General features: G+C 42.7%; 9 protein-coding genes. 5 read left to right on the top strand and 4 right to left on the bottom strand.

From position 1 onward, the window contains the following. Positions 1-94: 94 nt before the first annotated feature. Positions 95-931 carry a Nif3-like dinuclear metal center hexameric protein gene (locus JMX18_RS04340; protein WP_201584819.1) on the top strand — a complete coding sequence of 279 codons (837 nt, stop codon included), beginning with the start codon at positions 95-97 and terminating at the stop codon, positions 929-931. 887 nt (positions 932-1,818) lie between these two features. Continuing rightward, positions 1,819-3,009 carry a transglycosylase SLT domain-containing protein gene (locus JMX18_RS04345; RefSeq protein WP_201584829.1) on the top strand — a complete coding sequence of 397 codons (1,191 nt, stop codon included), beginning with the start codon at positions 1,819-1,821 and terminating at the stop codon, positions 3,007-3,009. Positions 3,010-3,113: 104 nt separating this feature from the next. Here the strand turns inward: JMX18_RS04345 and JMX18_RS04350 are convergent, their stop codons facing one another. From JMX18_RS04350 to JMX18_RS04365, 4 genes are all read right to left on the bottom strand, one after another. Beyond that, positions 3,114-6,146 (bottom strand): LysM peptidoglycan-binding domain-containing protein, encoded by a 3,033-nt coding sequence (locus tag JMX18_RS04350; RefSeq protein WP_201584837.1) that lies wholly within the window; start codon positions 6,144-6,146, stop codon positions 3,114-3,116. A gap of 378 nt (positions 6,147-6,524) precedes the next feature. After that, complete coding sequence (locus JMX18_RS04355) at positions 6,525-7,019, bottom strand: hypothetical protein (RefSeq protein WP_201584839.1); 495 nt, start codon at positions 7,017-7,019, stop codon at positions 6,525-6,527. Positions 7,020-7,352: 333 nt separating this feature from the next. Then, positions 7,353-8,489 (bottom strand): CNNM domain-containing protein, encoded by a 1,137-nt coding sequence (locus JMX18_RS04360; protein WP_201588218.1) that lies wholly within the window; start codon positions 8,487-8,489, stop codon positions 7,353-7,355. 377 nt (positions 8,490-8,866) lie between these two features. Beyond that, positions 8,867-9,954, bottom strand: a protein-coding gene (locus JMX18_RS04365) for an IS3 family transposase (protein WP_201583165.1) whose coding sequence is annotated in 2 segments (ribosomal slippage) — positions 8,867-9,702 and positions 9,702-9,954 — 1,089 coding nt in all. Because the reading frame shifts where the segments join, the coding sequence is not laid out codon by codon here. Positions 9,955-10,276: 322 nt separating this feature from the next. Between JMX18_RS04365 and yajC the strand changes: the two genes are divergently transcribed. The 3 genes from yajC to secF all read left to right on the top strand — a co-directional run bounded on the left by yajC (position 10,277) and on the right by secF (position 14,031). After that, on the top strand, positions 10,277-10,603 hold the full coding sequence (gene yajC, locus JMX18_RS04370) for a preprotein translocase subunit YajC (protein ID WP_201584848.1): 327 nt from the start codon (positions 10,277-10,279) through the stop codon (positions 10,601-10,603). 299 nt (positions 10,604-10,902) lie between these two features. Further along, positions 10,903-12,780, top strand: a complete 1,878-nt coding sequence (gene secD, locus JMX18_RS04375; RefSeq protein ID WP_201584850.1) for a protein translocase subunit SecD — start codon at positions 10,903-10,905, stop codon at positions 12,778-12,780. 9 nt (positions 12,781-12,789) lie between these two features. Continuing rightward, positions 12,790-14,031 (top strand): protein translocase subunit SecF, encoded by a 1,242-nt coding sequence (gene secF / locus JMX18_RS04380; RefSeq protein WP_201584852.1) that lies wholly within the window; start codon positions 12,790-12,792, stop codon positions 14,029-14,031. Positions 14,032-14,131: the final 100 nt, after the last annotated feature.

A 14,131-nucleotide genomic window follows, 5' to 3' on the forward strand; every position in this document is an offset into this window, starting at 1 on the left:
AATAAGTTTTTCTTTGACTATTGCTTTACTTTTGAGCCTTTAACCCTATGCTAAGATGACGTAGCAAATTTCAGTATTCTATAGTGAGTGTGAAATGACCATAAATAATAGTAACCCTAATAATAACACCACCCTATCTCAGCCTACTATCAGCGCTCAAGCACTAACCCAGTTTTGTGACGACTATTTATCGGTGGCGGCCTTTAAAGACTACTCACCCAACGGCTTACAGGTCGATGGCGGTCAAGCCATCAAGCGTATAATTACCGGTGTAACGGCTTGCGAAGCATTAATTGACGCAGCCATCGATACTCAAGCACAAGCTATTATGGTACATCATGGTTACTTTTGGAAGGGAGAGCCTGAGCCGTTAGTGAGCATGAAAGGTCGCCGTATTCGTAAGCTCATGCAACATGGCATCTCGTTAATCGCTTATCATCTACCGCTTGATGCTCATCCCCTTATTGGTAATAATGCCAAATTGGCTGAAGCCCTGAATCTGACGATTACTGGGCCGCTTTACCCCGATGAATCTTATCCTGTCGGCAATATAGCCAGTGGTCAGCCTCAAACGGCTGAAAGCCTAATAACTAGTATTACCCAAACCTTACAGCGCACGCCCTTGCATATCGCAGGTCACTACTATCACACTGATAACCAGCCCGCTAATGCAAGATTGATTGAACGTATTGGCATATGTACCGGCGGCGCCCAAGATATGATCGAACAGGCGGCCGCTATGGGCTGTGATGCCTTTATCTCAGGCGAGATATCAGAACGAACCACTCACAGTGCCCGAGAGCTAGGTATTGATTATTTCGCCTGCGGTCATCATGCAACTGAACGTGGTGGTATAAAAGCTTTGGGCAATCTAGTCGCTGAAAAATTCGACATACCGGTCACCTTTATCGATATCGATAATCCTGCTTGAACAAAAACACCAGCTATTTTTACCGTTTATCCTTTAATTGTTAAGCTTTATCACTCTTTAGTCAGCAGATCTTGAATAATATATTAACTAACCCTATATAAGTTACTTGTAAGAGAATGTTTTGTCATGAAACTTTTCATTTGCTACAGCCTCCGGTTATGGCATTGAGGGTATATTCTTGTATTTTGGTTGGATAAAAGCTACAGGGTTATACGCTTAACGTCGCAGCGATAGAAAGTTTGATTTTATTAGATAAGTATCACCTTAGTGATGAATCTATTAAAGTTGACTATCTATGAGTGTTGCTGAGTGCAAGCGTAATGATAATATATGGGTTTATAAAATTATTATCTTATAAATCTAGGTATTATTAGCTAGTTAATATTGATTACGCTTGGGTCTCAATAATTTATTCATGACCTTATCTATGTTTGACACAGCATTTTAGTGCTGCTGCTCGGTATTAAGGGTTTTTATTATTAAGCTTTGTACTATTTAAGCTTTGTACTTAAAAAGCGAGCTACTTAATAACATTATGTTTTGAGTGGTAACGTATTTTAGATGGTGACTTTTTAGAGATTATTATTATTAATTTATCTCCTTTTGGCACGCGCTTTATATCAGTTTTGCACAAGCGTGTGGTCATAAGTTTATCGTTTAGGGTCGCTATAGTGGTAACCCCTAATACTAGCATGACTATTAGCACAAAAGCTGGCTTATGCAGCTTTAGTCAAACAAAGTAATACTGTAGCTGTATATGCCGCAGTATTAGCTGCGATATGCTTAAAGTTTTTATCAATATATTCACCGTACGACTCGGTCAATATATCGAGAAAAGCGCTAAATATATCGGTGATAAGCAGGATGGCTAAAATCAGGAGACATCCATGCAACGTATTACTTATCGTGTAAAAGGGTCTGCGCAGGGAGCCAAACGTCGTATTTCTTATCTACTACGTCCCTCTAAGCGAACTTTAAACACTAAAAGTAACCTCGTTCCATTGGCTCGTTTTGCCAAGACTAAAAAACTAGCCCAAGTATCTAGCATCGCTCTACTCTCTTTACCGGCCGAGAGTTTGACGACCATAAATGCGCAAGTGCCTACTTATGACCGCGTTATGATGGATCAAACTCTGACCGTTGCTGCAGTACCCGGCGATAGCACCTATTTTGCTACCGATGGTTTTCAGCATGGTTTTGGGTTTGATTTGCTACGCAGTTATGCCGATGAGCTTGGGGTCAACATCGACCTAAAAGCTTATGCTAGCGAAGAAGCCGCGCTAAGAGCTCTGCAGTCAGGTGCGGCGGATATGGCTTTAACTACCGCTAGTACCCAATTAAAAAATGAGCTTAGTCTATCCTCGGTTAATTTAAGCTGCGGATACGATACCAGCTTGACTAATAATGGCTTGCATCCAAAAGTAAGCTGGACTTTTAAGCAGTCGCACGACCCCCTAGCAAGAAAAGCCAGCGCCTACTTATGCGATAGTATCAAGTTAGAAAACACTCAAAAGCTTGCAGCGTTTTATAACCAAAGCTTGCTTAAAGACGCCTATAGCCAAAAACACTTTAAACAGACTCTGACTGAAAAACTACCCAGCTATCAATCCTCCTTTGAGATGCAAGCGCAGAATTATAATCATGATTGGGAGCTGCTAGTGGCGATGGGCTATCAAGAGTCTCATCTGGATGCCAATGCAGTTTCACCTACAGGGGTGCGCGGTCTGATGATGCTGACCAATAGCACCGCCAAAGCTATGGGGGTGTCTAATCGAGTCGACCCTTACCAAAGTATTGGCGGCGGGGCGCGTTATTTAGAACAGGTTAAAGCTGACTTTGCCGATGTTCCTCAAAAGGATCGGATTTGGTTTGCGCTGGCTGGTTATAACATGGGACCTAATGCTGTAAAACGTATCCAACGTAAGCTTCGTGAGCAAGGTATTGATGATAAAAGTTGGGCAAACGTTTATGCCTACTTATCAGAAAACAGAGCTTCTAATAGTCGTTACGGACAGGCGATGCATTATGTCAGTAATATCCGCAGCTATCTTGAGACTATAAAAACCCAAACCGTTTAAGCGCTTCGAAACAGGATGTTTGAATAAAATATAAATAAAAAGCTGCTCTTATTAATAAGGGCAGCTTTTTGATTTTACCGTCTATACGTTATAAAAATATCGCATTAACGATTGGGTACGGTTAGGCGTTGACCACGCTGCAGCATAGTATCAGGGGCAATATTATTCATATCCGCCAGCTCTTTAGGTGATACGCCATACTTACGTGCCAGTCCAATTAAACTATCGCCTGATCCGACCGTATAGCTAACTGTCATTTTTGGTACTTTTAGAGTCTGTCCACGTTGCAGCTGTGCCGTTCTTGTCAAGTTATTGGTAGCTGCTAAATCATCAACCGATACGCCAAAACGATTTGCCAGTGCGATTAGACCATCACCCGGCTGGACTTTATAGTTTTCAGTATTACTGATCTTGGTGCCCCTATTGCTGGTCGAGGTGCTGCTAGTTGAGGCGCTGCTACTACTAGCAGTGCTACTGCCGCTAGCCGGAATAGTGATGGTACGCCCTAGTATTAAGTTGGAGTTGGTACTCAGGTTATTTGCCGAAGCCAAGTCACTCAAACCAATATTATAGCGTCTGGCAACGCCCGTTAGCGTGTCTCCTGACTTTACCTTATAGCTGATCGGCTGAGCATTCAACTGACGATTAACTTCCGCCTTAGAAACCGGTACTTTTATTGTTTGACCACGCTGCAAGCGGGCTCTGGCATCAAAGTTACTATTTACAGCAGCAATATCAGTGGCACTAACACCTAAATCATTAGCGATACCGATTAAGGTTTCGCCTGCTTTCACTGTATAGTTGCTAGTCGCAACCGAACTACTTGTTGCACTACTACTGTTGGAGCTACTACTGCTAGCGGCAGCAAACTTTACATTAGCCGGTACTTTTAGCACTTGACCCACATAAAGTGAATCAGTAGTGCGCAGGCCATTGAGGTTAGCTAAAGTAGAGGTTGGTATATTGAATTCCCGTGCTAGAGCAATCAAGCCATCACCTGGTTTTACTCTATAATTTTTGACACTGGCAGACGACTGACTCGGTGTAGAAGACGGAGCTGCTGGCGTACTTACAGGAGCTTTAACTTTTCCAGGTACTAACCAAAGCTTCTGGCCTCGAAGCAGATCTGCCCGACTACTTAGATTATTATAGTTTGCCAATTGGGTCACGGATAAGCCAAAACGATTGGCCGTACCAATAAGGGTGTCCCCTGCCTGCACTGTATAGCTTTCAGGTTGGCTAGCGGCAGCAGTACTAGCGCTGCTCAGAGGTTCAATAGGTTTGGCATTATAAAGGTATAAGGTACTACCAGACAGCAGATTGGCGCTCGCATCTATCTGATTCCACTCAGCAATATCACGCCAGCTCACCTCCGCACGACTAGCAATATTCGATAAGGTATCACCGCGCTTCACCGTATAAGTAGTGCGTTTACCTTGTGGTTTTGGCTTACTAGTAGGCGTAGTTGCAAAACTAAGTTTTTTCTCCTCACCCCTTGCCTCAAGAATAGACTGCTGGGTTTGGATAGCCGATAGTTTAATATTGCCATCGACTGGGCTGACCGCTTGGCTGACCTCAGAGGTTTGCGATTGAATTTGCTTGGCAATAAAATCACGCTCTTCCTTACTTAAAGGAGGTTCTTGGACAATAGTATTATTCTGAGTAATTTTAGCCGAAGTGGTGGGTAGGCTATTACTCTTTTGAAGCTCAGCATTAATCTTGTTAGTTTCACTACTGGTGATGGGCGGCTCAGTGCTAAATGAAGCTTTATCACTATAAACCGAACTGCTAGTAGGCCTAGCAGACGGAGAGATATAGCTGGTTGTTTGCTGCGGAACAGTCGCATTAGCAGCATAATCAGCAAGCCCACTGCCAGTAGAAGGCAAGGATGAACTAGTATATGGCGCACTGTTATAACTTGGACTGCTTGAACTGGTAGTAGGACTGATAATAGTCGTACTCGGACTAGTGGTCGTTACGCCAGACGATGCCAGTACGTTACCTGTACCATTACCTCTGAGAGAGCTAAGCTTGGCATCGACATTAAGACTCACATCGTTAGGAATGACTACTCGCTGCGGGCCCGAAGAGTCAATTCGTCCTGAGATTAAAGCCGTATTAAGTCGCTCTAGCTCATCATAGCTGGTACCGGTAACTTGAGCTACTTCTCGCAAACTCACGCCATAATTGACCGGTACACTACGAAAGTGCTGACGGTTGGCAATAGCAGGGAGGTAGACACCATATTGTTCGGGTTTAGAGACGATATCTGCAACTGCTAGGAAACGTGGAACATAGTTCATGGTCTCAGTAGGCAGTCTAAGAGACCAGTAATCGGTCGGCAAGCCCTGCGCAGCATTCGCATCAATCGCTCTTTGGATACGGCCAGGACCGGCATTATAAGACGCTAATGCCAGCTCCCAACTGCCAAATTGGTTATACAAAGCGGTTAAGAAGTCATAAGCAGCACGTGTTGACTCGATTACATCACGACGACCATCGTAGCTACTGCTCTGATTAAGACCATAAATACGGCCGGTACTGGGAATAAACTGCCATAAACCAGCAGCAGCAGCACTACTGGTAGCACTTGGATCGTAAGAGCTTTCAATAACGGGCAATAATGCCAGTTCAGTGGGGATATTACGGCGCTCGGCTTCACGCACCGTATGATATAAATAACGGCTTGAACGTGCAGCTAAACGGTTCAAATAATCTTGGCGGCTGATAAACCAGTTCTTTTGGCCCTCAATACGTTGATTATAAACAGGTTTATTATTCATACCATAACCAGCACGTAAACGATTCCAAAGATCACCATACTGCTGAATGGCCAGTTTATTGTCTTCAACCATCGTCATGTCGGTAGCTTCTAACAAATCAGCCAGCTCATCCAAACTATCAGCATCTAGGTAGGCTGTTGAGTAATCATCGGTACTGGGGGTGGTGGCTACCGGTCGACGAGTTACTGTAGTTTGAGTAGTCGGCCGCTTAGTCACTACCGGAGCTCGGTTAGTAGTTACGCCAGTATTTTTTACGCTTGAGGTATTACTACAAGCACTGATCAATAAGGTTGACACTGCAAGCGTCAAGGGTAAAGCAATAAATGAGCGAGAATGTGAGGACACAGTAGACATGATAATAAAGGCTTCCTAGCGATAAGAATAGATAGTAATAAAATAGAGGTGAAACCGTTAACACAGTATTAATAACATCTCAATGGAGTTCAAACGTACTAAAGCTCGATTATGATCCTAATCACACTTAACGATTGCTTAAGGACTAACTTCACTAGTAATTACATTGAGTTATTACAGAAACTTAACCTATTATATAAACTTAACCATAGCATAATTAGGGTTCAATGCTAGGTCAATCATCGCTGGATGACTGTTCCATCACATTTACAAATTTAGCCAGTCGTGAGCCTATTTAAGAACAAGATCAAATCACAAATTTACTCAATTACTTGTTTGCTCAAGAGTAATCAATTACTAGTAGCTAATCAGTATTAATTAATCAATAGTGACTTGAGAGACAGCTCTTAGTAAGACCGCATTACCTGTGGACAAGGTTAAAGTAGTACGAGAATTGGTCACAAATGAAACTCTCTTGCCGTCTTTTACCCAACTTTCAACCGTATTAACATTGGCTTTTGCTTGTGAACCAGTAATGACAATATTACTAATGTCGATATCATAATTATAGTTCGAAGCTTCGTTCCAGCTTTTTTGTAAGAGCTTAAGATATGCATCTTTATCTAAGCTGGTTGACTTACCTTTCCTTGATAAAGAGATTAAAGCATCATCAGAGACTAAGTTTGCTACTTGGTTAATATTTTTACTATTTGCCGCCGACTTCATAGCAGCAGCATAACCCTGTACCAAGCCCTCAGTCATAGTGGCAGCTTGCGCACTGATAGCTACTGTACTAGCAGCAATTGCCAACGACGTTATACTGGCTCCTCTAATAAACAGAGCCAAGAAGCTGTTTTTTCCTAAAATCTTCATTATAGTCCTTAGCAATATGATAGGTATTGCTGTAAATACTCATTTATTGTGACTCAATTATTGTGATCTAGTATTATCAACTGATAACTAAGTCCTTATTTTACCATACTGAAATTAGAGCACTGAGTTTAGAGCAGTAGTTACAACTGGAACTAAGAACACTATTGCAAATGATTAATTCAAGTTACCGCTAGTATAATTTTAGCTTTTAGCCTAGCATTAATTCCTTACAGTCATGTAACGCCGTGTGTAATAATTGCATGTACACTTATCACATTCAATACTCAATAAACATCAACATATCCTATATTTGGGCAAATCAGGGGTTAATGATTAGTGATTATCATAACGCTCGTCATCACTAAGCTTCATGCCTAAGCGCTCTACTCTTCTATCCATCATTTGCCGGGCTAGCGCTTGCATATCCTCGACCCGATCTATTTCATCGACAATCTCAAGTCCAAGTAAGGTCTCAAAGACGTCTTCTAGAGTGACCAATCCTTTTACCTCACCATACTCTCCGACAGTAATAGCAATGTGGATACGGTTTTTAAGCATCAACTCTAATAAGTCGAAAAGCTTCATTTTGGAGAAAACAAAGGTAATTTCACGTTGGAACTGAGTCAAAGGTTTATGCATAGCATGATTAACCTTGGCTAACAGTATATCGGTTTTTAATACAAAACCAGTCACATTATCAAGATCGCCATCATAAATAGGTAAGCGCGAAAAAGTCAGTTTTGGGCGATCAGCCAATAATTCAGCCACGGTTTTGTTTTGCTCAAATGCCAGCATTACCGAACGTGGAGTCATAATATCTTCGACCTTAATAGCACCAAATGCTAAAAGGTTACGTATAATACGGGACTCTAGGGGATCTATTTGTCCTGATTCTTCACCAATACTAGCAAGAGCCGCGAACTCACGACGACTAAAAGTTTGCGGCTCTTTACCGCGAACCAATAGCTTAGTTAAACGCTCCGATATCCAAATTAGTGGATACAAAACTACAATTATGCCGCGTACAAAATAAGCCACCATACCGCTCAGTTGACGCCAGTATACGGTTCCTAGAGTCTTGGGAATAATCTCTGATATGAATAAGATAGCTAAGGTCATAACCGCTGAAAACAAACCGAACCAAGCACTACCAAACACAATAGTAGCCTGTGCACCAGCACCAATAGACCCTAAAGTATGTGCCACGGTATTTAAAGTTAAGATGGCAGCCAGTGATTGATCAATATTATCGACCTTTAATCGCTGCAACATACCAGCTTTTTTAGGATTGCTCTCTTGGACATCAGCAATAAAAGAAGGGGTCATACTAAGGAGAGCGGATTCAGCCAGAGAGCAGATAAAAGAGATGCCGATAGCTATTACTACGAATAACACCAACAAAGCTATATTGCTAGCGGTGGGCGCTGCTGCCGATACATCCGCAGCCAAAGCTGCATGAGGTAGCAACATCAACCATAGAGCTGTAATCGGAAAGGCGGCTCTGGGTGCTACTCTACTACCGATGCCACTAGAAGCTCTTGGCGGAGGTTTAGAAGACGCTTCTTTACGATAAGCGCGGGCTCGACCAGCATGAGATATAAATAAAGATTTCAGGAACAAGTTGGGTAACCTAACTAAGATAAATAGGACAAAACGTATTAGCGTTTTGAATAATAAAAAGCTGTAAATTGAAAGCAAATATAGACAGCTGATATTAGCATTGATGCTTTAATTTAACAATAATTTGTCTACTGATAACCACAGTCCATCATATTATACTCTGACCTCGATTGTTAAGTGGCGTTAAGGGGTAACCCTCCCAAACTTAAGACACCTAATAAATAGAATTAAGCTGCCTGATTGAGTTTCTGTATCGGTGTAAAACCGCCATTGCCCATGTTTGGGCGCTTATGATTATAATGGTATAACCAGTTTTCTGCTTGTGCGCGTACCTGCTCTAGATTATCAAACAGCTCCTGATTTAACCAATCATATCTCATGGTTCTGTTAAAGCGCTCTACATACGCATTTTGCTGTGGATTGCCAGGTTCAATATAGCTTAAGATGATGCCTTGCTGCTCAGCCCAGTCTTTGAGCGCATTGCTGATGTATTCAGGGCCGTTATCGCATCTTATCTGCACAGGTTTGCCTCGGTACTCAATAAGCTGATTAAGACTGCGTATGACCCTCCCGGCCGGTAGCGAGAAGTCAACTTCAACGGTGAGTGCCTCACGGTTGTAATCATCAATGACATTGAACAGTCTAAAGCCGCGGCCATCAGTTAAGCTGTCGTGCATAAAGTCCATGCTCCAGCTTTGGTTAATCCTATCAGGTACTGCTAATGGTATTGGTTTAGCACGTTTAATGCGACGCTTAGGCTTGATTCTAAGGTTGAGTTCAAGCTCGCAGTAGATGCGATATACCCGCTTATGGTTGTACGGCAGTCCTAGCACATTACGCAAGGTTAAAAAGCACAAGCCAAAGCCCCAGTTCTTGTTCTCATCAGTCAGTTTGATAAGTAAGTCCGCTATTTGCTGGTTCTCATCTGTTACCACCGACTTGTGATAATAACAGGTGACGCTGATGTTAAAGATACGGCAAGCACGGCGTATGCTAATGCTACGATCTTCAATGTAGTGACAAACCAACGCTTTGCGCCCTTGGGGCGCTACCACTTTTTTGACATAGCATCCTGTAGGATGTCGGATTTAAGACATTCATCAGCGTACATCTTCTTTAAGCGGGCATTTTCAACTTCAAGCTCTTTAAGACGGCTGATAAGTGTGGCGTCCATACCACCATATTTAGATCGCCAGTTGTAGAAGGTGCTTTGGCTGATGTTATGCTCACGGCATAGCTCGGTAATAGGGACGCCTTGTTCGGCTTGTTTTAGGATGTTGACGATTTGGTTGTCGCTAAAGCGTGTCTTTTTCATAGGATTCTCCTGCTGGTGTATTTTAGCAGTTAATCTCTATTTGTAAGTGTTCTTATTTATTGGGGGGATTACCAAGGTATTACGAGTGATTTTCTGCTTGCAGCTATTCTGCTGTCTATTATAACGTCCTATATTGTATTTCCCCTATTATATATAGTGCTAAAGTAGGCGCATTATTAATTAGCATTTCCATCAAAACATCCCCCATTCAGGTTATACTAAGAAAAATACGCTTGTGCCATGATTAACTAATGCCAAGTCTAAGAATTTTTGTTACTATGCGTCTAATTTTATTGTTATATGCGATTCACTGAGAGAAATTATGAGCTTTTTTATCCAGTCAGCCCATGCCGCTGAAACTGCTGCAGGCGCTTCATTATTTGGTCAAATCTTATTACCAGTAGCTTTTTTTGCTATTTTTTACTTTTTGGTTATTCGTCCACAGTCTAAGCGTACTAAAGAGCATCGTGCTATGGTGAGTGCGTTGACCGTTGGCAATGAGGTCATCTTCGCCGGTGGTTTGATGGGCCGTATTAAAAGTCTTGAAGGCGATTATGCCGTAGTAAGTTTGAATAATCATACTGACATAAAAGTACAACGTGCTTCTGTTATCTCAGTATTGCCAGCGGGTACTATCGAGAGTATATAAGTGCTAGTAATGAGACATGATTCTCGGCACTTATTATGATATTTATAGGCTTTTTATAAATGATAGCAATGACCGTTAATAGTTTACGGTCATTTTCTGCTATGGGTTATCGAAGTTTTATCGCCCAAAATATTAAAAGTTGTTTTAGAATAATAATTTTATACCCTATTATCATAGCGGATGATCGCAACGATGACTGCTAAGCCAAAACATAGCCGCCACTCTTTGCAATCACAAACTTCCCATCTGCTGACTTATGGCCTATGTCGCCAGTATTTTATCAACTTAAAGAAGTGATTATGCAATATCCCGCTTGGAAATACCTACTCATCGTCGCCGTGCTAATCATTGCCGGTTTATATGCGGCCCCCAACCTTTATCCTGATGAACCTGCTGTGCAGATCACCAGTGCGGCAGCGGGTACACAATTATCTGAAGGCATTTTGACTGAGTCACAACGCTTATTAGAAGATGCTGGCATCAGTTATCATGATGGCACTTTTGAGGACAATAGTGCCTTAGTACGCCTTGATACGCCAGATGCTCAGCTAAAGGCTCAAGAAGTCTTACGTCAAAATTTAGGCGATAATTATGTGGTGGCACTCAACCTAGCCCAAACGACGCCGCAGTGGCTGCGAGACATTGGTGCTAAGCCGATGAAGCTAGGTCTGGATTTACGTGGCGGGGTTCGTTTCGTGCTCGAAGTGGATATGAATAAAGCCCTTGAGCAAAGGCTGACCAGTGCCAGTCGTGACGTACGTCGTGACCTGCGAGCGGAACGTATCGCAATTAAAGGTATAAAAACTGAGCCCCAAGGTATCGTATTGCACTTCGCTGATACCGATGCTCGTAACCGGGCACAAAATATCCTGCAAGGGTCTATGGGTAACGATTTTGCGTTGCAATCCTCTATTGATGATCAAGGCCCTGCCCTTATCATGAGTTATAACGACGCCAAGCTAGATGAAATTAATAGCTATGCTGTCAATCAAAACCTAACTACTTTACGTAATCGAATTAGTGAGCTTGGCGTTACTGAAGCTCTGGTACAATCACAAGGTGCTAGCCGTATTGTAGTTGAGCTGCCTGGTGTCCAGGATACAGCTGAAGCTAAGCGTGTTCTTGGTCGTACGGCCAATATTGAATTTCGTATGGTTGCCGAAGGTAGCGAGAACTTTACAGGTGGCATCCCTCCTGCGGGTACGGAAGCTTTTCCGTTTGAAACCCTTGATGGACCGCCGGTACTGCTTGAGCGCCAAGCGATTGTCACCGGTGATAAAGTAACTAACGCTCAAACCAGTCTTGATGAAAGCGGTCGTCCTGAGGTTAATATTACCCTAGATAGCGCTGGCGGTAGATTGATGCAAAACGCTACCCGTACAGCTGTTGGTAATCAAATGGCGGTGTTGTTCATTGAAAATAAACAAAGAGTCACTTATGAAGAAGACCCCGCTACTGGCGAAACGGTTGAAATAAGAACGCCTTATGCAGAAACTAAAGTCATTAACCGTGCCAATATCCAAGCGGTATTAGGCTCTTCATTCCGTATTACGGGTCTTGATAGTAATGCTGAGGCCGCTGAGCTGGCATTATTGCTACGCTCAGGAGCATTAGCAGCGCCAATGTATTTCGTTGAAGAGCGGACTATTGGCCCTTCACTAGGGCAAGAGAATATCGATAAAGGCTTATTCTCTACTCAAGTCGGTTATCTATTAGTTTTTGCCTTTATGATTGTGTTCTATCGTCTATTTGGGGTGATTGCTAACGTGGCCTTGGCGGTTAACGTCATTATCATTATCGCTATTATGTCGATTTTAGGCTCATCGCTCACCTTGCCTGGTATTGCTGGTATCGTACTGACTATTGGTATGGCAGTAGATGCTAACGTGCTTATCTTTGAGCGGATACGTGAGGAGCTGGCCAACGGCGTCCGGCCAAAATCTGCCATAGTTGCCGGTTTCGATCGTGCTTTTAGTAGTATTTTTGATGCCAACATCACTACGTTATTAGTAGCATTTATCCTGTTCGCCATCGGTACGGGTCCGATTAAAGGCTTCGCCATTACCTTAGCTATTGGTATTATAAGCTCACTATTTACCGCCATTTTGGTAACTCGAGCGCTAGTACAAATTGCTTATGGTAAGCGTAAATCTATCAAACGTTTGAGCATCGGTTAGGAGAATAACATGGCGATTGATAACAATAATCCGCTAGAAAATAATAACACCCCCACCCCCGGTGGCTCAGACGGTTCAAATGACAATAAGCGTAGCCGCCGTAAAAAGCCGCGTCGTGACGGTAGAGGTAGCAATACTCAGACTAATCAATCTAACAGCTCAGCACGTAAAGGCAAATCACGCCGTGATGATAAAACTACTCAAGCGTTGGCAACCCAAACGGCTGTCGACCCCCAAGAGTCATTAGATAGCGCTGCTGAGACTGCTGCTGCCGAAGCTGAAGGCGGTATCAAAGCCATCGGCAATCAGCGCATTATCCCTTTTATGAAGATAGAAAAGCCTATGGCTCTTTTATCGCTCTTAATGGTGATTGGTAGTATTATCGCTATCGCGGTTAATGGTCTAAACCTAGGGCTTGATTTCACCGGCGGCGTATCTGCTGATGTGCGCTATGAGCAGTCTGTAGAACAGGTGGATGTCATTCAAGCTTTAGCTGAAAACGGTTTTGATGATGCTGTCGTTCAGTATTTAGGCACCAACAAAGAGCTATTGGTACGTCTGCCACCGCAGTCCGATAATATCGATGGACTTAATGCCAGTCTAAGCGATGCGCTAGCATTAGCTGATAACGATGCTGAGATCAGTAATGTCAATATTATTGGTAGCCAAGTAGGTAATGAGGTTTATCTTAACTCAGTGCTGGCTATCGCTTTAGCCTTAGCTTGTATGCTAGGTTATGTAGCACTGCGCTTCCAGTTCAAACTGGCTCTAGGTGCGGTACTATCACTCTTTCATGATGCTGTCGTTACCATTGGGGTTTTTGCCTTATTCGGTTTTCCGTTCGACTTAACCGTACTAGCCGCTGTATTGGCCTTAATTGGTTATTCGTTGAACGATACCATTGTCGTTTATGACCGTATCCGTGAGAACTTTCGCCGAGTACGCGGTATTACGCCACGCCAAACTATTGACTTGTCATTAACAGAGACTTTGCGTCGTACGATTATGACTATCTCGACTGTACTCCTAGTCGTATTAGCGATGATGTTCTTGGGTGGTGATGGTCTCTATTGGTTCTCAGTAGCCCTGTTTATTGGTCTACTAGCAGGTACTTACTCCTCTACTTATATCGCCAGCTCTATTCCTTTAAGAATGGGACTATCACGTGATGACTTTGTGGTAAAAGTAAAACCTGAATTTGAAGAGGAAATTGTAAACTTCAATGATCCAAAAATGTTTGAGCAAGACTAACCTTTTGAACCAGTTTAGGTAACTGAATCATCTTGCTTAGTACGATAAAAGCACCTATTAGCTAGGTGCTTTTGTTTTTAAAGGTATAAGTTACCAATCA

It is taken from the genome of Psychrobacter jeotgali, from assembly GCF_904846315.1.
GTDB lineage: Bacteria > Pseudomonadota > Gammaproteobacteria > Pseudomonadales > Moraxellaceae > Psychrobacter > Psychrobacter jeotgali.